This window comes from Pseudotabrizicola sp., from assembly GCF_030684215.1.
In the GTDB taxonomy this organism is placed as follows: Bacteria; Pseudomonadota; Alphaproteobacteria; order Rhodobacterales; family Rhodobacteraceae; genus Pseudotabrizicola.
The window spans coordinates 216,583-234,468 of sequence record NZ_JAUXOV010000073.1; the positions used below are offsets into that span (position 1 = coordinate 216,583).

The 17,886-nt window shown below is 62.5% G+C and carries 16 protein-coding genes; 10 read left to right on the top strand and 6 right to left on the bottom strand.

The features are described from left to right. Positions 1-8: 8 nt before the first annotated feature. The 4 genes from Q8K08_RS17860 to yajC are packed head-to-tail and all read right to left on the bottom strand — an operon-like array spanning position 9 to position 3,370. Entirely contained in the window at positions 9-377 is a 369-nt protein-coding gene (locus tag Q8K08_RS17860) for an Mth938-like domain-containing protein (RefSeq protein WP_305251010.1), read from the bottom strand. 4 nt (positions 378-381) lie between these two features. Beyond that, complete coding sequence (gene secF / locus Q8K08_RS17865; protein WP_305251012.1) at positions 382-1,353, bottom strand: protein translocase subunit SecF; 972 nt, start codon at positions 1,351-1,353, stop codon at positions 382-384. Between the two features lie 12 nt (positions 1,354-1,365). Further along, positions 1,366-3,033 (bottom strand): protein translocase subunit SecD, encoded by a 1,668-nt coding sequence (secD, locus tag Q8K08_RS17870; protein WP_305251014.1) that lies wholly within the window; start codon positions 3,031-3,033, stop codon positions 1,366-1,368. Positions 3,034-3,046: 13 nt separating this feature from the next. Continuing rightward, the gene (yajC, locus tag Q8K08_RS17875; RefSeq protein ID WP_304797023.1) at positions 3,047-3,370 is read right to left on the bottom strand and encodes a preprotein translocase subunit YajC; all 324 of its coding nucleotides are present in this window, start codon (positions 3,368-3,370) and stop codon (positions 3,047-3,049) included. Between the two features lie 222 nt (positions 3,371-3,592). On the opposite strand from yajC, the gene serS reads away from it, so the two are divergent. The 5 genes from serS to Q8K08_RS17900 all read left to right on the top strand — a co-directional run bounded on the left by serS (position 3,593) and on the right by Q8K08_RS17900 (position 8,897). After that, a complete protein-coding gene (serS, locus tag Q8K08_RS17880; protein ID WP_304797021.1) occupies positions 3,593-4,882 on the top strand; it encodes a serine--tRNA ligase in 1,290 nt (429 codons plus the stop codon). A gap of 67 nt (positions 4,883-4,949) precedes the next feature. Further along, on the top strand, positions 4,950-5,666 hold the full coding sequence (locus tag Q8K08_RS17885) for a hypothetical protein (RefSeq protein WP_305251017.1): 717 nt from the start codon (positions 4,950-4,952) through the stop codon (positions 5,664-5,666). Positions 5,667-5,705: 39 nt separating this feature from the next. Further along, the gene (locus Q8K08_RS17890) at positions 5,706-7,553 is read left to right on the top strand and encodes an ABC-F family ATP-binding cassette domain-containing protein (RefSeq protein WP_305251018.1); all 1,848 of its coding nucleotides are present in this window, start codon (positions 5,706-5,708) and stop codon (positions 7,551-7,553) included. An 89-nt stretch (positions 7,554-7,642) separates the two neighbouring features. After that, positions 7,643-8,257, top strand: coding sequence for a MarC family protein (locus Q8K08_RS17895; protein ID WP_304804386.1), 615 nt, complete (start codon positions 7,643-7,645; stop codon positions 8,255-8,257). 64 nt (positions 8,258-8,321) lie between these two features. Continuing rightward, the gene (locus Q8K08_RS17900; protein ID WP_305251020.1) at positions 8,322-8,897 is read left to right on the top strand and encodes a TIGR02281 family clan AA aspartic protease; all 576 of its coding nucleotides are present in this window, start codon (positions 8,322-8,324) and stop codon (positions 8,895-8,897) included. Between the two features lie 147 nt (positions 8,898-9,044). On the opposite strand, the gene Q8K08_RS17905 is transcribed toward Q8K08_RS17900, so the two are convergent. Both Q8K08_RS17905 and Q8K08_RS17910 read right to left on the bottom strand, forming a co-directional pair. Then, positions 9,045-9,503, bottom strand: a complete 459-nt coding sequence (locus Q8K08_RS17905; protein WP_304804391.1) for a DNA polymerase III subunit chi — start codon at positions 9,501-9,503, stop codon at positions 9,045-9,047. A 5-nt stretch (positions 9,504-9,508) separates the two neighbouring features. Continuing rightward, positions 9,509-10,981, bottom strand: coding sequence for a leucyl aminopeptidase (locus Q8K08_RS17910; RefSeq protein ID WP_304804393.1), 1,473 nt, complete (start codon positions 10,979-10,981; stop codon positions 9,509-9,511). A 147-nt stretch (positions 10,982-11,128) separates the two neighbouring features. Here Q8K08_RS17910 and lptF point away from each other — a divergent pair, with 147 nt between their 5' ends. The 5 genes from lptF (at position 11,129) to pdxA (ending at position 17,814) form a co-directional block, all read left to right on the top strand. Then, positions 11,129-12,265, top strand: a complete 1,137-nt coding sequence (gene lptF / locus Q8K08_RS17915; RefSeq protein WP_305251023.1) for an LPS export ABC transporter permease LptF — start codon at positions 11,129-11,131, stop codon at positions 12,263-12,265. Next, the gene (lptG, locus tag Q8K08_RS17920) at positions 12,262-13,359 is read left to right on the top strand and encodes an LPS export ABC transporter permease LptG (RefSeq protein ID WP_305251025.1); all 1,098 of its coding nucleotides are present in this window, start codon (positions 12,262-12,264) and stop codon (positions 13,357-13,359) included. The genes lptF and lptG overlap by 4 nt, the downstream gene beginning before the upstream one ends. Further along, the gene (locus tag Q8K08_RS17925; RefSeq protein ID WP_304804790.1) at positions 13,359-15,527 is read left to right on the top strand and encodes an LPS-assembly protein LptD; all 2,169 of its coding nucleotides are present in this window, start codon (positions 13,359-13,361) and stop codon (positions 15,525-15,527) included. Before lptG ends, Q8K08_RS17925 begins: the two co-directional genes overlap by 1 nt. A 104-nt stretch (positions 15,528-15,631) precedes the next feature. Next, positions 15,632-16,831, top strand: a complete 1,200-nt coding sequence (locus tag Q8K08_RS17930; RefSeq protein ID WP_305251028.1) for a peptidylprolyl isomerase — start codon at positions 15,632-15,634, stop codon at positions 16,829-16,831. 17 nt (positions 16,832-16,848) lie between these two features. Continuing rightward, entirely contained in the window at positions 16,849-17,814 is a 966-nt protein-coding gene (gene pdxA / locus Q8K08_RS17935) for a 4-hydroxythreonine-4-phosphate dehydrogenase PdxA (RefSeq protein WP_370870563.1), read from the top strand. The last annotated feature ends 72 nt before the right edge of the window (positions 17,815-17,886 follow it).

Consider the following 17,886-nt stretch of genomic DNA (forward strand, 5'->3'; position numbering starts at 1 on the left):
GCAGGGGGTCAGCCCTTGATGCTCGCCACTGGCAACAGGGCGGCGGCGATGCGACGTCCCTCGGACAACAGCACGTTATAGGTGCGGCAGGCGGCGGGGGAGTTCATGACTTCGACGCCAATCCCCCCTGCCTCCAGCGCGGCGCGGAAAGCTGCGGGCGTATGTGCTATTTCCGCGCCGGTGCCGACAAACAACACGTCGATGCGGCCTGCGAGCGACAGCGGCGTTTCGCTATCGTCAAACCCGCCCCACGGGCCTGCATCCCAAGGTGTGATCAGGCAGGCACCGCGCAGCACATGGCCGTCTACCCGGAAAAAGCCGGGGCCGTAGCCGTCAATGACTTTGGCGGTGCCATAGCTGATTTCAGTCAGGCGCATGGGATCAGGCGTCGATATTGGCGTATTCGTCGGGCGTGCCCTTTTTGGGCTTGTCGGTGCGGTCGAGGCCGATCAGCAGAACCAGATTCTTGGCAACATAGACCGAGGAATAGGTGCCGATCACGATGCCAAAGGTGATGGCAAAGACAAAGCCGCGGATCACATCGCCGCCAAAGATCAGCATAGCGATCAGCGCGATCAGTGTGGTGCCGGTGGTCATCAAGGTGCGTGACAGCGTCTCGTTGGCCGACAGGTTCATCACTTCGCGCAGCGGCATGGTTTTGAACTTGATCAGGTTTTCGCGCAGCCGGTCAAAGATCACCACGGTGTCGTTGATCGAATAGCCAAGGATCGTGAGCAAAGCCGCCACAATGGCCAGATCGAATTTGATCTGAAACAGCGCGAATACCCCGATGGTGATGATGATGTCATGCACCAGGGCCGCAACCGCGCCGACGGCATATTGCCATTCGAACCGCAGCCAGATGTAGATGAGGATCGCGCCCGACGCGCCCAGAACCGCCAGAATGGCGCTCAGGATCAATTCGCCCGATACCTTTGGCCCCACCGATTCCACCGATGGAAAGGTGATCGATGGATCTACTTTTTGCAGCGCCGCTTCCACTGCAAGGATGGTTTCGGGAGTCACCGCCTCTGAGCCGTCTTGGGCGGCGATGCGGACCTGTGCCACGAACTGATCGGCATCAAAGGTCGGATCAAACACTTCTGTGATCGAGATGTCGCCCAGCTCCAGCCCTGACATCGCCTGACGGTAAGCGCCCACATCGACTGCCGAGCGGCTTTCGGTGCGGATTGTGGTGCCACCCTGAAAGTCGATGCCGAAGTTCAGACCCATCACCGCCCACAGCACAAGCGAGACGACCATCATCACAGCCGACAAGGCCAGTGTAACGCGCTGATAGGCGAAGAAGTTGATATTGGTGTGTTCGGGCGCAAGCCGCAGACGAAAAGCCATGGTTTTCTTCCCTTACACGATAATGGTCTTGGGGCGGCGCCAGTTCAACCACACTTCAACCAGCACGCGCGTGACAAACAGCGCCGTGAAGACTGAGGTTATGATCCCGATGCCCAGAGTGATTGCAAAGCCGCGAACTGGGCCGGAGCCTACGGCAAACAGCACGGTTGCGGTGATGAATGTGGTGATGTTAGCGTCGATAATCGCAGACATCGCCTTTTCATAGCCCAGTTGAACCGCCCGCCCCGGCGTTTTGGCGTTACGCAATTCTTCGCGGATCCGTTCAAACACCAGCACGTTGGCATCGACCGCCATGCCGATGGTCAACACGATCCCCGCAATACCGGGCAGCGTCAGCGTGCCGCCAATCGTCGACAGCGCGCCAAACAGCAGCGCCACGTTGATGCCAAGCGCCACGGTGGCAAAGGCACCGAAAAGCCCGTAACAGGCGATCATGAAGAATACGACCGCGCCCATGGCGATCAGGGCGGCGGTTTTACCTGCATCAATGCTGTCTTGACCCAACTCCGGGCCGACGGTGCGCTCTTCAAGGAACGTCAGTTCCGCAGGCAGGGCGCCTGCGCGCAGCAAGATCGCCAGCTCTGTACTGTCCTCAACCGTGAATGAGCCGGTGATAATGCCCGATCCGCCGGGAATATGGCTTTGGATGACCGGGGCAGAGATCACTTCGGAATCCAGCACTATGGCGAAAGGTGCGCCGATGTTGGCAGCGGTGTAATCGCCGAACTTGCGCGCGCCTTGCGGGTTGAAGCGGAAGTTCACGGCGGGGCGGTTGTTCTGGTCAAACGCGGGCTGCGCATCGACCAGTTCTTCGCCGGTCACAACCGGGGTTTCCTCGACTATGTAATAGGTGCCGCGTTCATCCATTGAGGGAAGCAGCAGATTGCGCGGGCCGGGGCTTGCGCCGGCATCCGTCGTGCGCCCGATCACCGGGTTGAAGGTCAGCTTGGCGGTGGTGCCGATCAGCGCCTTCAGCTCGGCAGCCGATCCAATACCGGGCACCTGGATCAAAATGCGGTCTGCGCCCTGGCGTTGAATGGTGGGTTCGCGCGTGCCGACTTCATCGACCCGGCGGCGCACGATTTCAAGGCTTTGCTGGATGGTGCGGTCATCTGTGGCTGCGCGTTCAGCCTGTGACAGCTGAATCACGATATCCAGACCCTGTGCGCTGATGTCGATATCGTTCTGCCCCACGCCGGTCAGGCTGACCACTGGGCTTGCCAGACCACGCACCGCTTCCATAGCGGTTGCCATCCCGGCCGCTTCAGAGATTGCCACCCGCAAGGTGCCGTCCGGGCTGGGTTGGCGGCGCACATTGCCGACCACGTCGCGCTTGTCACGCAGCGCATCGCGCACCTCGGGCCACAACGCATCCATCCGGGCCTTGTACACATCCTCGACCCTTACCTCAGCCAAGAGATGCGCGCCGCCGCGCAGGTCAAGACCGAGGTTCACCAGCGAAGACGGCAGGTAATTGGGCCATAGCGCCAGATCGGCAGCCTCTTCTGGCGTCACCATGCCGCCCGACGCCTCAACAGCGGCGCGGGCATCGTTGTGACGTTCGATATTGGTGTAGTTCAGGTTAGGCGCAGCCGCGACGATACCCCATGTACAAATCACAAGGATGATCACACGCTTCCACAGCGGCATCGAGTTCATCGCGGCAATCCCTTCAGGCGGCGGCTGGTTCGGTCTTGTTCATCACCTGAACAATCGTGGCTTTCACCACCTTGACCTTCACGTTGTCGGCGATTTCGACAACAACCGTGCCGTCCTCGTTCACGTGGGTCACTTTGCCCACGATCCCGCCTTGGGTCAGCACCTGATCGCCACGGCGCAGCGCCTCTACCATCGCCTTATGTTCCTTCAGCTTTTTCTGCTGCGGGCGGATCAACAGGAAATACATGATCCCGAAAATCAGGATCAACGGCACAAAGCTGGTGAAAGCAGCAGCACCGCCACCGGCGGCTTGAGCATAGGCGGGGGTTGCGAACATGGGCATCCTCATCACTGTCGGCGGGGGTATTCCCCGGATTTCATTGCCGCGCACCCTATCTGCAGGGCTTTGCGGCTGCAAGCCGGGCCTGTGTGCGGCCCTTGGCCTGCCATATATGCGGGGTGGCCCCGAATTGGTAGAGCTTTTGGTCAGCTTTTCGCACCCCCTTTTTCCGCGCGCCCATTTCGGGCATAAGCCCCCAAGACACAGCAAGAGGCCATCATGCACGACATCAAAGCCATCCGCGAAAACCCTGCCGCATTCGACGCCGCGCTGCGCCGCCGGGGATTGTCCGCGATGTCGTCGGAGATTCTGGGGCTGGATGCCGACCGCCGGGCCAAGATCGTGGCTGCGGAAACCGCGCAGGCCGAACAAAACCGCGCCAGTAAAGAAGTGGGCGCGGCAAAGGCACGCGGCGATGACGTCGAATTTGGACGCCTGCGCGCACTGGTCGCCCAGACCAAAGCCGATATCGCGCGCCTGACCACCGAGGCGGGCGAGCAAGATACCGCCCTGCGCACTCTGCTCATGGGCATCGACAACCTGCCCCTGCCCGAAGTCCCCGATGGCAAGGATGAGGCCGATAACGTTGAGGTGCACCGCTGGGGCACCCCGCGCAGCTTTGACTTCACCCCGGTAGAGCATTTCGACATCGCAGGCGTCAAACCCGGTATGGATTTCGCCACCGCCGCCAAACTGTCGGGCAGCCGCTTTGTAGTGCTGCGCGGTGCCGTGATCCGGGTTCACCGCGCTTTGGCGCAGTTCATGCTGGACACCCATATCGAAGAACACGGGCTAACAGAGATGTGGACGCCCGTTCTGGTCAAGGACGACGCGATGTATGGCACCAACCAACTGCCCAAATTCGCCGAAGACAGCTATCAGACCACCAACGGCTGGTGGCTGATCCCCACGTCAGAGGTGACGCTGACCAACACCGTCGCAGGCGAGATTCTGGACGAAGGCCAACTCCCCATCCGCATGACCGCCCACACCCAATGCTTCCGCTCGGAAGCCGGCTCGGCGGGCAAGGATACCAGCGGCATGCTGCGCCAGCACCAGTTTGAAAAGGTGGAAATGGTCACGATCTGCACGCCAGACACCCATCTGGCCGAACAAGACCGTATGCGCCGCTGCGCCGAGGGGATCCTTGAAAAGCTGGAGATCCCCTACCGCACGGTTGTGCTTTGCACCGGCGATATGGGCTTTGGCGCACAGCGCACCTTTGACCTGGAGGCATGGTTGCCCGGCCAGAACACCTACCGCGAGATTTCCAGCGTCTCTACCTGCGGCCAGTTTCAGGCGCGCCGGATGAACGCCCGCTTTCGCGCGCCGGGGGGCAAGCCGGATTATGTGGCCACGCTCAACGGCTCGGGCCTTGCCGTGGGGCGCTGCCTGATTGCGGTGCTGGAAAACGGCCAGCAGGCCGATGGCTCTGTCGATCTGCCAGCCGTGTTGCACCCCTATCTGGGCGGGCGCACTAAAATCGCCCCTGATGGGCAGTTGGCGTGAAACCAAAACGCGCGGCGGGCGTTTGTCCGATGACATTATTGCCCACGATCTTTCAATAAGGCACCCCATGACCCTCCGCGCGATTCTTCTGATCCTGACCACCCTTGCCTTTGCGGTGGCCCCGTTCATCACGCCACCCTTTACAGGCTATGCGCCCGGCGATTTCCCGGTGCAGATCGCCCGCCCGGCCATCCAACCCGCGGGTTATGCCTTTGCGATCTGGTCGGTGATCTACCTGTGGCTGATCGCACATGCCGCTTATGGCTATTGGAAGCGCGCGCACAGCATGGATTGGGACGCTGTCCGCCTGCCCCTGATCGCCTCGCTCGCCATGGGAACGATCTGGCTGGCCATAGCGGGGGCCTATCCGCTGCTTGCGACGCTTGGCATCCTGTTCATGCTGGCCACCGCCATGGTCGCCTTTCTTCAGGCCGATGAGTTTTACGACCGCTGGATGCTGTCGGCCCCGCTCGCGATCTATGCGGGGTGGCTGTCGGCGGCCTCTGCCGTGTCGGTCGGTGTTGTGCTGGCGGGGTATGGCGTGCTGTCCAATACCGAAAGTGCCTTGGTGATGATCGCTGTCGTCTTCGGCGTGGCGGGTCTGGTCCAATGGCTGCGCCCTTATATGCCGATTTACGGCGCAACGGTGGTCTGGGCGCTGATCGGTGTCATCGCCGCAAATGCCGAAACCAACTTCGTCGTGGCCACAACCGCCGCCGCTGCAGCCGCCGCTATGGCCGCCGTGACCTTCTACGCGTGGCACAAGCGCCGGATTGCACTCTGACGCTTGACCTTCCCGTGGGGCTAAGGCAAGGCAGCCCCCATGTTACGCATTGAAGATATCACCTATAACGTTGAAGGCCGCCCCCTGTTCGAAGGGGCGTCGGCCACCATTCCCACCGGCCACAAGGTCGGCCTTGTGGGCCGGAACGGCGCGGGCAAAACCACGCTGTTCCGCCTGATCCGGGCCGAGCTGGCGTTGGAGGGTGGAACCATCACCCTGCCCAACCGCGCCCGCATCGGCGGCGTCGCACAAGAGGTGCCGTCTTCCTCGACCTCGCTGCTGGACACGGTTCTGCAAGCGGATGAAGAACGCAGCGCCCTGCTGGCCGAGGCGGACACCGCCCACGACCCGCACCGCATTGCCGAAATTCAGGCGCGCCTGTCCGACATTGACGCATGGTCTGCCGAAGGCCGCGCCGCCTCTATCCTCAAGGGCCTTGGCTTTGACGCCGAGGCGCAAAAGCGCCCCTGCTCCGATTTCTCGGGCGGCTGGCGGATGCGTGTGGCGCTTGCGGGCGTGTTGTTCGCGCAGCCCGATTACCTGCTCTTGGACGAACCGACCAACTATCTCGACCTTGAAGGCGCACTGTGGCTGGAGGCGTATTTGCAGAAATACCCCCATACCGTGCTGATCATCAGCCACGATCGGGGCCTTCTGAACCGCGCTGTTACCGGCATCCTGCATCTGGACCAGAAAAAGCTGACCTACTGGTCCGGCCCCTATGACCAGTTCGCGCGTCAGGTGGCCGAACGCCGCGCCGTGCTGCAAGCCGAGGCGAAAAAGCAAGAAGCCCGCCGCGCCCACCTGCAATCTTTTGTGGACCGCTTCAAGGCCAAGGCCTCCAAGGCCGTGCAGGCGCAAAGCCGCGTGAAGATGCTGGAAAAGATGGAAACCATCACAGCGCCGGAAGATGCCAAAAAGGTGGTCTTCACCTTCCCCGCGCCCGAAGAACTGTCGCCGCCCATCATCAACATGGAGGGGGCTGCTGTCGGCTATGGCGGCCCCGCGGTCCTGAAAAACCTGTCCTTGCGCATTGATCAGGACGACCGCATCGCGCTTCTTGGCCGCAATGGCGAGGGTAAATCGACCCTGTCGAAACTGCTGGCCGGCAAGCTGGAGACGATGGCGGGCAAGATCACCCGTTCGTCAAAACTGCGCATCGGCTATTTCGCCCAGCATCAGGTGGACGAGCTTTATATCGACGAGACTCCCCTGCAACACCTGCAACGCCTGCGCCCGGCTGAAGGCCAGCCCCGGCTGCGCGCACGTCTTGCGGGCTTTGGTCTGATGGCGGATCAGGCCGAAACCGTGGTTGGGCGTCTGTCGGGCGGGCAAAAGGCGCGGCTCTCGCTGTTGCTGGCCACACTCGACGCACCCCACTTGCTGATTTTGGACGAACCGACCAACCACCTCGACATCGAATCACGTGAGGCACTGGTCGAGGCGCTGACCGAATATTCCGGCGCCGTGATCCTTGTCAGCCACGACATGCACCTTCTGGGTCTTGTCGCCGACCGCCTCTGGCTGGTCAAAGGCGGCGCTGTAACGCCCTATACCGAAGACCTTGAGGCTTACCGCCGCATGCTGCTGGCCGGGGATGAGGTGGAAAAACCCGCCGCCAAACCAGTGGAAAAGGTCAAAAAAGCCAGCCGCGATGAGGTTCTGGCCCTGCGCGCCGAAGTCCGCAAATGCGAAGACCGCCTGACTAAGCTGAACGAAATGCGCGACAAGCTGGCCAAAAAGCTTGCCGACCCCGAGCTTTATGAGGCCGCGCGCCTTGGCGAGTTGGAAACCTGGAACAAGAAATACGCCGAGGTGATGAACGGTCTCGATCGCGCCGAGGCGATGTGGCTGGCGGCACAGGAAAAGCTGGAAAGCGCGGCCTGAGCCGCGCCAAACCTCTCACCCTCAAGATTTTCTGGCAAGAAATCACATCCCCCGTTCCCAAGCTTGCCACTGCTGCATAGGCTGCGCATATGGAAACTGCCTTTCTCATCACCGCCTTTGCCACGCTGTTTGTGGTGATAGACCCGCCGGGGCTGGTGCCGCTGTTCATCGCACTGACCCGTGGGATGACAGCAGAGCAGCGCCGCGCCATGGCACAGCGGGCCTGCTTGATTGCGGCGGCCCTGCTGACCATGTTCGGTCTGGCAGGTGAGGCGATCCTTGGATTCATCGGCATTTCCATGTCGGCTTTCCGCATTGCGGGGGGGATCCTCTTGTTCCTGACCGCGCTCGACATGTTGTTTGAACGCCGCACCCAGCGGCGCGAGGGCCAAACCGCGGATGAGGATCACGACCCATCGGTGTTTCCACTGGCAATCCCGCTGATTGCCGGGCCGGGGGCAATTGCCTCGATCATCCTGCTGATCGGTCAGGGCGGCGGTGACTGGACCGCCACAGTCGCCGTGCTGGGCCTGACGTGGGGGATGATCCTTGTGACCTTCTTTTTCCTGCTCGCTTCGCCCCCGCTGGAACGGATGCTGGGCCGCACCGGCACCATCGTGATCACCCGACTTCTGGGGATGCTGTTGGCCGCGCTGTCTGTTCAATTCGTGATCGACGGCATCCGGCAAACCGGCCTGATTTGACTTTGCCACGATTGCACTTTGCCCGCCCCATCCCTAGCTTTACCCCATAGCGAAAGGAATGCGTATGGACGGCGACATGATCGCAAGACTGGCCTACCTTGGCCTGCTGCTCGCGGCGGTCGGTGGATATATCATCGTGGAATTTCGTGGCCGCATGGGCCAAGCCCTGCGCACCGCCGCCGCATGGGGGTTGATCGTGGTCGGCCTGATGGCCGGCTATGGTCTGTGGCACGACCTGCGCCCCGGCCTGTTGCCACGCCAGGCGGTGGTTGAGGGCGGCGAGATCCGCCTGCCCCGCGCGGCCGATGGCCATTATTACCTGACCCTGACCATAGGCGGCACACCGATGCCCTTCATGGTAGACACCGGCGCCAGTCAGGTTGTTCTCAGCCTTGCCGACGCAAGGCGTCTGGGCATCGATCCCTCAACGCTCGCCTTCATCGGAGAGGCCCGCACCGCCAATGGCATCGTGCGCACCGCGCGGGTAACCCTGACCGATGTGGCACTCGGCCCCCACAGAGACGACCGGCTCGGTGCGGTAGTCAACGAAGGCGATCTCGACACCTCGCTTTTGGGGATGTCCTATCTTGGCCGCTACAGTATCGAGATCACCAGTGGCGAAATGATCTTGCGACGCTGAGCGTGGCGCTGGCCGCGCCGACAGATGCGCTCCGCGCGGGAGTATTTTCAAAGCAGCAAAGCCCGGATGCAGCACTTTGCATTGCTGCTTTCCAAATACTCCCGCCGGAGGCGTCCCGACCCAAACCAACGGTGCGCCGTGGGAGTTTCAGCCTTTTTCAGCCTTCTTTTCCCATTTGCCCGATTCTTCCGACCAGTATTGCGCGGGCAGGCCAGCATCGGTCAGGCGCTTCCACTGACCGCGGGCATGGGTCAGGCGGTCTGGGTTGTCGGCGTCGAAAAGAATCCAGACCCGCTCCATCCTTTCGGCCTCGGACTGTTCCACCTCAGCTCCGTCGATCAGGATGATCCCCTGTGCGCCGTTGGTCGCGGGGCCTGTTCCGATCAGCAGCGGTTGGCGGCGGTCATGCGGCCCGCCTTCGCGGCCATGCGGCAAAAAACTGACCTCGGGCGTGGCCCAGAGCCGCGCGTCCAGCCGGTTCAGCTCTGCCTCTTGCGTGCCCCGGATCATCAACCGCCAGCCCTGCGCCATCGCGCGCGAGATCAGCACCCGCGCGGTCTGCTCGGCCGATGACCGGGTCAAGTGGTAGAACATCACGGTGCCCATAGGGCTTACTTCCCCTCAAACCGGTCGCGGATCAACCGGTCCAGCGCCATCACGCCCCAGCCGGTTGCGCCTTTGGGTGCAAGCGTGCTGTCGGCTTTCAACAGCGCAGTGCCTGCGATGTCCAGATGGCACCACGGCACATCTGGTTTCACAAAGCGCGCAAGGAATTGCGCCGCTGTGATCGCGCCACCATCGCGCCCGCCCACGTTCATCATGTCAGCAATGCGGGATTTGAGCTTGGCATCATACGCCTCGGCCATCGGCAAGCGCCATGCGCCCTCGCCCTCGGCCTTTGCGGCCTTGAGGAACGCATCACACAACGCGTCATCATTGGAAAACACGCCGGTATTTTCATGCCCCAAAGCAATGATGACAGCGCCCGTCAACGTGGCAAGGTCAATCATGGCGGTCGGCCGGAAGCGTTCTTGCGCATACCACAGCACATCAGCAAGCACCAAGCGCCCCTCGGCGTCGGTGTTGATCACCTCGATCGTGTCGCCCTTCATGGATTTTACCACGTCGCCGGGGCGTTGCGCGCGCCCGTCGGGCATGTTTTCCACCAGCCCGACCAGCCCCACCACATTGGCCCGCGCCTTGCGCAAGGCCAGCGTGCGCATCACGCCCGCCACCACTGCAGCACCGCCCATATCCATTGTCATGTCTTCCATCCCGCCCGCAGGCTTGATCGAAATGCCCCCCGTGTCGAAAACCACGCCTTTGCCGACCAGCGCAAAGGGGGCCTCCCCCTTTGGGCCGCCGTTCCATTGCATCACCACAACCTTGGACGGCGTCTCTGACCCCATGCCGACACCCAGCAAAGCGCCCATGCCGAGGCGTTCCAGTGCGTCTTCTTCCAGGATCTCAACCTCCAGCCCCAACTCGTGCATGGCGGCAAGGCGGGCCGCGAAATCGTCGGTGGTCAGCACGTTGGCAGGCTCGTTCACCAGATCGCGGGTGAAAAACACACCCTCGGTCACCGCGGCACCGGCATTGGCCGCAGCGGCCACCTTTTCCGGCTCGGCCACCATCACCGTCACCGGCCCCACCGGCTTTGCCGGGGTGGTTTTGTGCGGGCTGAAATCATAGGCCCGCATGGCCAGACCAAAGGCGATATCGGCGGCCTGCGGGTGCGTGTCGGCCAGCACAAGCGTGGCCACGCCTGACAGGTTGCGCCCCACCGCAGCGCCCGCTTTGCGCGCCTGATCCTGCGTCACCTTGCGCGCAAGCCGGATGATCTGCACCCCATCGGCCGCCAGCCCGGTGGGAAAGCCCAGATCCAGCGACTCGCCGGGTTTAAGCGCGGCAAAGGCCTCAGACCCGACTGCCCGCATCACCGCACCACGGGTCAGTTTGTCCAGCTTGCGCGCAAGTGGCGCAAGGCTGGCCCCCTGCTCGGCCAAAAGCGCAATCCGGCCGGGCTGGCTGGCAAGGGCATCGGCATCGCTGTCGCGGAACTGGATCGGCACGGGTTGGGTCATTATGGTCCTCAGGGCTTGGCTCGGGCGGATATGCGTGCCCTTCGGCAAAGGCTAGCCCGCGCCTGCCGCAATGACCAGATACCAGTTTCCAACCGCGCGCATTTGGCCTAGTTTGACGGCAACGCGAGTGAGGGAGCGATTGCAGCCGTGCCAAGATTCGACAGATACCTGCTGTCGCAACTTCTTGCGCTGTTCGGGTTCTTTTCCCTATTGCTGGTGTCTGTCTACTGGGTGAACCGCGCCGTCGGGCTGTTTGACCAGTTGATCGGTGACGGGCAATCGGCGCTGGTTTTCGTGGAATTCTCGCTTTTGACCCTGCCCAATGTGATCCGGCTTGTGCTGCCGATTTCATCTTTTGCTGCCGCCGTCTACATCGCCAACCGGCTGATGAGCGACAGTGAGCTGGTGGTGATGCAGGCGACCGGGTTTTCGTCCTTTCGTCTGGCGCGTCCGGTGATTGTCTTCGGGCTGATCGTCATGCTGATGATGTCGGCGCTGACACATGTTCTGGTTCCCGCCAGCCGCGCCGCCCTGACCGAGCGCAGCGCCGAGATTGCCGACAATGTGACCGCCCGCTTCCTGCGCGATGGCCAGTTCATGCACCCGGCCACTGGCATGACCTTGTATATCCGCGAGATCAGCCAGAACGGTGAGTTGCGTGATGTGTTCTTGTCAGACGACCGCAACGCAGGCACGACTGTCACCTATACAGCCCGCCGAGCGCTGCTGGCGCGGGGCGATCAGGGGCCAAAACTGTTGATGTTTGATGGCATGACACAGGATCTGGACCACGCCAGCCGCCGCTTGTCAGTCACGCGTTTTGCCGATGTCACCTATGATTTGGGGGCCTTGCTGGGCGGAGGTGTGCAGGGTGCGCGCACCGTGGATGAGGTCTCAACGCTGGAGTTGTTGCGCGCTGACGACGCTTTGGTGGCCGAGGTGCGCTCGACCCGCGCCAACCTGCTGCAAGAAGGTCACAGCCGCATCGCGCAGCCGTTTCTGGCGGTGGCGGCGGCGCTGATCGGCTTTGGCGCGCTGCTTTTGGGCGCGTTCAGTCGTTTTGGTCTTTGGCGTCAGATCGGGGTGGCGGTGGTGCTGCTGATCGTGGTGCAGATGATCAACACCCAAGGCACTGGACTTGCCATCCGGTCAGAGAACGCCTGGCCTGCGGTATATGCGGCTCCGATTGTGGGGATCGCCATTGGTCTGGCGCTGCTGTGGTTGTCGCAGCGCCCGCGCTGGCTCAGCCGCGAACAACGCGCGGCGGCGGGGGCTTTGGCATGATCTTGTCAACTTATATCGCGCGGCGGTTTCTCTGGGCCTATGCACAGGTGCTTGGCACGTTCTGGGCGATCATGATGCTGATCGACATGGTGGAACAGCTGCGCCGCTTTTCCGGGCGCGGCATCGGCACGGCGGGGGCCTTGCATCTGGCCGCGATGAACACGCCTGCCAGCCTGTACCGCATTTTGCCGCTGATCACCATTCTCGCCGCGATCACGCTGTTCTTGTCGCTGGCGCGGTCCTCTGAACTGGTGGTGATCCGGGCGGCGGGGCGATCTGCCCTGCGCTTTCTGGTGGCTCCGGTCCTGATGGCGCTGATGATCGGCGGGCTTACGATTGCGGTTTTCAACCCGCTCGTAGCGGCCACTCAAAAGGAATACGACCGCCTTTGGGCTGCCGCTGCCGATGGCGCGTCAAGCACGCTGTCTCTGGCCGATTCCGGGTTGTGGCTACGCCAAGGGACCGAGGACGGGCAGACCGTCATCCGGGCGGCCCGCGCCAATTCCGACGGGACCGAGCTTTTTGGCGTGACCTTCATTCTGTTCGGGGCCGATAGTCTGGCCGCCGAACGGGTCGAGGCCGACAGCGCGCGGCTGATCCCCGGCGCTTGGGCGTTGACGGGGGCCAAGCGTTGGGACATGTCAGGCGCAAACCCTGAACGAGAGGCCGTGATCCTGCCCGCCGATGCCACCCTTGCCTCGAACCTGACCGCTGCTGGTATCCGTGACAGCTTTGGCGAGCCGTCGGCGGTGCCGTTCTGGGGCCTGCCCGCCTATATCGCCGGGCTTGAACGGGCAGGCTTTTCGGCGCGCGCGCACCGGGTCTGGTATCAGATGGAACTGGCGCAACCCTTGCTGCTGGCCGCCATGGTGCTGATTGCCGCGGGGTTCACCATGCGCCATGCCCGCTTTGGGAAAACCGGGGTTTATGTCTTGCTTGCGATCCTTGGCGGATTCTTCATATTTTTTCTTAGAAACTTTGCGCAAGTTCTTGGTAATAACGGTCAAATACCAATAATCTTTGCCGCCTGGGCCGCTCCTGTAGCCGCCGCTTTACTGGCGCTTGGTCTGCTTTTGCATCTGGAGGATGGCTGATGCGTCCGCGCTCTTTCCGCCATCTGCTGACAGCGCTTGCGACCATCGGTCTGCTGACGTTCGCCCCCGTCAAATCTACCCTTGCGCAGGATATGGCGGCGCTTGTTGCCAACAGCGTGCGGATTGATGCTTCTGGCCAGTTGATTGCCGAGGGCGGGGTCGAGGTGTTTTATCAAGGCCGCACCTTGCGCGCGTCGCGAATTGTCTATGACCGCGCCGCCGACCGGCTGACCATCTCTGGCCCGATTGTGCTGGTCGATGGCGATACGGTCATTCTGGTGGCCGATCAGGCCGATCTTGCCGCAGACCTGACCGAAGGCGTGCTGATCAGCGCGCGCCTTGTCCTGAACCGCGAACTGCAGCTTGCCGCCAATCAGATTCAGCGCGTGGGCGGGCGCTATACGCAACTGGACAATGCCGTTGCCTCGTCGTGCAAGATCTGTGCTGATGCAGCGCCCTTGTGGGAAATCCGGGCACGACGGGTGATCCATGACCAAGAGGAACGGCAGATCTATTTCGATCACGCACAGTTCCGCGTCTCGGGCCTGCCGATCCTGTATTTCCCACGGCTGCGCATGCCCGACCCGACGCTGGCGCGGACCTCGGGCTTTATGATGCCGCAGTTGCGCACCACCTCTGGCCTCGGCACCGGGGTCAAGCTGCCATATTTTCTGACGCTTGGGCCGCATCGTGACCTGACGATCACGCCTTATCTGTCCACCAAATCAGGCCGCACGGTTGAACTGCGCTACCGGCAAGCCTTTGCCACCGGCGAGATTGAGGTGAACGGTGCGCTGTCGCGTGACAGGCTGGTGCCCGGCGACACCCGGCACTTTCTGACAGCCAAGGGCGCATTCGATCTGCCGCGCGGTTTCGGGCTGACCTTTGACGGTATCATCGTCAGCGATCCGGCCTATCTGCTGGATTACGGCCTGCCCGCCGCTGACCGTCTGACCAGCCGGATCGAGGTCAGCCGTACCCGGCGCAATGAGCATCTTTCGGGCCGTCTGATCGGTATACGCTCGATCCGCGCGGGCGAGATCAACTCGACCCTGCCCACGATCATCACCGATTTCACCTATCACCGCCGCTTTTCCGGCGGGCCGTTGGGCGGCGAGGCCGGATTGCAGTTCCAGACCCATGGCCACTACCGAAGCTCGACCGACCCGACCGATCCCGATGGTGCGGCGGGCCCCCTGCCAGCCCTTGGTCGCGATGTCAGCCGTGCGTCCTTGCGGCTGGATTGGCGGCGCAACTGGGAATTGCCGATGGGCATCATGGCCAGCGTGCTGGGTGAGGTCACGGCGGACGCCTATAAAATCGGGCAAGATGACAGCTTTGGCGGCGGCCCCTCACGCCTGCACGGCGGAGCAGCGATGGAATTGCGCTGGCCATGGGCCAAGTCCGGGGCGCAAGGTGTAGGCCATCTGATTGAACCGGTGGTGCAATTCGTGTGGGCCCCAAAGGGCACAGAGAACCTGCCGAATGAAGATTCCATTCTAGTCGAGTTTGACGAGGGCAACCTGTTTTCGATCAACCGCTATCCTGGATCAGATGCGACAGAACGCGGCGGGCGGATCAATGTCGGCCTGTCCTATACCCGCGTTGATCCGGCGGGCTGGACCCTGTCCACAGCCGTTGGCCGGGTGTTTCGCACCGAAGATCTGGGCCAGTTCACTGTCGCATCGGGCCTTGATGGCCGTCGGTCGGACTGGCTGGCGGCAGCCCAGTTGAGCCTGCCGATGGGTATGGGGATCACGCAGCGCCTGTTGATTGACGATGATTTCAAGCTGACCAAATCCGAAACCCGGCTCGCGCTTGCTGGCGAACGATACGGCGTGTCCGGGTCTTATGTCTTTTTGACCGCAGATCCGTTTGAGGAGCGCCCCGATGACATTGCCGAACTGGCTGTTGACGGCAGCTATAAGGTCAACGAGGTCTGGACCGCCCGCGCCGGGGCGCGGTATGATATCGAAGCAAAACGCGCCAACCGGGCCGGGCTTGGCCTTCAGTTCCGCAATGAATGCGTTTCGCTCGATCTTTCTCTCTCGCGTCGGTTCACATCCTCGACTAGTGTGAAGCCGACAACGGATTTCGGCCTTTCGGTCGATCTGGTCGGCTTTGGCGCCGGAACAGGCGCCGGACCCTCTCGCAGCTGCAGGCGCTGACTGTGAACGGGTATGGGCAGACCAATCGGGCGCAAGACGTGAAAGGCGCAAGAGCAGTGACGGCAGAACGCATGACAACAGCAGTGTCTCATATCCTTCGGGCCATGGCCCTGACCGCAACCCTTGCTGCCCCGCTTGTGGCCCTGCCCCAGATCGCAGCGGCGCAGGAAGGATCGCCGTTTCAGGTGGTTCTACGGATCAATGACGGGGTTATCACCCGCTATGAGATGGAGCAGCGCAAGCTGTTTCTGAAACTGTTGCGCGTGCCGGGCGACCCCGAGGCCGAAGCGCTGAAGGGCCTGACGCAAGACCGTCTTGCCACCGCCGAAGCCAAGCGTTTCGGCCTGCGCCTGACGCGTGAACAGCTGAACGCCGGGATGGAAGAATTCGCCGCCCGCGCCCAGCTGACCGCCGACCAATTTGTCGAGGCATTGGCTCAGGCCGGGGTGTCGATGGAAACCTTCCGCGATTTTGTCGGCAACGGGCTTTTGTGGCGCGAACTGGTGCGCGGGCGCTATGTCGGCACCTTCTCGATCACCGAGACAGAGATTGACCGCGCCATCGTCAGCGCCACGGTCAACACCGCGATGCAGCTTTTGCTGTCGGAAATCATCCTTCCTGTCCAAGGCGACCCTGAGGCACAGCACGAGCTGGCACGCCAGTTGCGCCGTGACATCAGCACTGAAGACGGCTTTGCCGCAGCGGCCCGGCGCTATTCCGCATCTCCTTCTGCCGGGCGCGGCGGTCGGCTGGACTGGACGCCAACCTCGGAACTGCCCCCCCAGATCGTCGAACTGGTGCTTGCGCTTGGCCCCGGTCAGGTGTCGGAACCTGTTACGCTGCCAAGCGCGGTCGCCGTGTTCCAGCTGCGCGACGTGGTCGAAGACAAAACTGCCTCTGCCCCGCTGGTGCAGGTGGAATATGCCGAGTTTCTGTTGGCCAATACCCCCGATGTTCAGGCCCGCGCTGCGGCCTTGCACAACCGTGTAGACACCTGCAAAGACCTGTATGAGGAAGCACGCGGCCTGCCCGAAAGCCAGTTGAAGGTCGAAACCCGCACCGTGCCGGAACTGCCTGCCGATGTGGCACTGCAGCTAGCCCAGTTGGACCCCGGTGAATACTCCACCGCGATCACCCGTGGCGGCGCACGCGTGTTCCTGATGCTCTGCGCGCGTGGCCCGAAGCTTGAGACAGCGATTGACCGAGCGGCGATCCGTGAACAGCTTGTCTCGCGCAGACTGACGTTGCTGGCCGAGGCGTATCTGGAAGAGCTGCGCTCGGAAGCCATCATCGTCACACCGTGATCCCGCTTCCTTTGGTCATGACCTGTGGGGAGCCGGCCGGGATCGGCCCCGAGCTTTCCGTGCAGGCGCGCGCCATTCTGGGGGCGGACGTGCCCTTTGTCTGGCTGGGTGACCCACGCCATCTACCCCCCGGCACCACATGGACCGAGGTGCGCACGCCCTCGGATGCGGCTGATGTGCCGTCCGATGTGCTGCCAGTGCTGACCCACCGCTTCGCCGCGCCCAATACTCCTGGTCAGCCTGACCCCGCCAACGCGATTGGCGTGATCGAGGTGATTTCCCGCGCGGTGGCGCTGGTGCAGTCCGGGGCTGCGTCCGCAATTGTGACAGCACCTTTGCATAAAAAGGCGCTGAAGGACGGCGCAGGATTCGCGTTTCCCGGCCATACCGAATATCTGGCGCATCTGGCGGGCGATGTGCCGGTGGTGATGATGCTGGCCTCGCCCCTGTTGCGCGTGGTGCCAGCCACAATCCACATTCCGCTGGCTGGTGTGCCGGGCGCGCTGACGCCCGCCCTGCTGGAGCAGGTGATCCGTCTGACCCATGCTGGGTTGATCCGCGACTTCGGGATTGCCAAGCCGCGCATTGCCGTGGCCGGGCTGAACCCGCACGCGGGCGAAGGCGGCGCGATGGGACATGAAGACGCCGCCGTGATCGCGCCGGTGGTGGCGCGTCTGGCGCAAGAGGGCATGGCGGTGACCGGGCCGCTGCCCGCCGACACGATGTTTCACACCCGCGCCCGCGCCCGCTATGACGCGGCAGTCTGCGCCTATCATGATCAGGCGCTGATCCCTATCAAGACGCTGGATTTTGACGGCGGGGTGAATGTGACGCTGGGCCTGCCCTTTGTGCGCACCTCGCCCGATCATGGCACGGCGTTTGACATTGCGGGCAAAGGCATCGCGCTGCCGGACTCTTTGGTTGCGGCGGCGCGGATGGCGTGGGACATGGCAGCCGCAAGGTCAGTCCAGAGCTCGCGGTGAGGGCGGACTGGGGCACTGCCGCCAGCCCATTGGTTTCTTGAACCAATGGCGAAACCACTAAGCTACCTGTGA

Excerpts from the sequence above, each read along its gene's own strand:
- Q8K08_RS17860 (WP_305251010.1), bottom strand. The coding sequence starts at position 377 with ATGCGCCTGACTGAAATCAGCTATGGCACCGCCAAAGTCATTGACGGC.
- secF (WP_305251012.1), bottom strand. The coding sequence starts at position 1,353 with ATGGCTTTTCGTCTGCGGCTTGCGCCCGAACACACCAATATCAACTTC.
- secD (WP_305251014.1), bottom strand. The coding sequence starts at position 3,033 with ATGAACTCGATGCCGCTGTGGAAGCGTGTGATCATCCTTGTGATTTGT.
- yajC (WP_304797023.1), bottom strand. The coding sequence starts at position 3,370 with ATGTTCGCAACCCCCGCCTATGCTCAAGCCGCCGGTGGCGGTGCTGCT.
- serS (WP_304797021.1), top strand. The coding sequence starts at position 3,593 with ATGCACGACATCAAAGCCATCCGCGAAAACCCTGCCGCATTCGACGCC.
- Q8K08_RS17885 (WP_305251017.1), top strand. The coding sequence starts at position 4,950 with ATGACCCTCCGCGCGATTCTTCTGATCCTGACCACCCTTGCCTTTGCG.
- Q8K08_RS17890 (WP_305251018.1), top strand. The coding sequence starts at position 5,706 with ATGTTACGCATTGAAGATATCACCTATAACGTTGAAGGCCGCCCCCTG.
- Q8K08_RS17895 (WP_304804386.1), top strand. The coding sequence starts at position 7,643 with ATGGAAACTGCCTTTCTCATCACCGCCTTTGCCACGCTGTTTGTGGTG.
- Q8K08_RS17900 (WP_305251020.1), top strand. The coding sequence starts at position 8,322 with ATGGACGGCGACATGATCGCAAGACTGGCCTACCTTGGCCTGCTGCTC.
- Q8K08_RS17905 (WP_304804391.1), bottom strand. The coding sequence starts at position 9,503 with ATGGGCACCGTGATGTTCTACCACTTGACCCGGTCATCGGCCGAGCAG.
- Q8K08_RS17910 (WP_304804393.1), bottom strand. The coding sequence starts at position 10,981 with ATGACCCAACCCGTGCCGATCCAGTTCCGCGACAGCGATGCCGATGCC.
- lptG (WP_305251025.1), top strand. The coding sequence starts at position 12,262 with ATGATCTTGTCAACTTATATCGCGCGGCGGTTTCTCTGGGCCTATGCA.
- Q8K08_RS17925 (WP_304804790.1), top strand. The coding sequence starts at position 13,359 with ATGCGTCCGCGCTCTTTCCGCCATCTGCTGACAGCGCTTGCGACCATC.
- Q8K08_RS17930 (WP_305251028.1), top strand. The coding sequence starts at position 15,632 with ATGGCCCTGACCGCAACCCTTGCTGCCCCGCTTGTGGCCCTGCCCCAG.
- pdxA (WP_370870563.1), top strand. The coding sequence starts at position 16,849 with ATGACCTGTGGGGAGCCGGCCGGGATCGGCCCCGAGCTTTCCGTGCAG.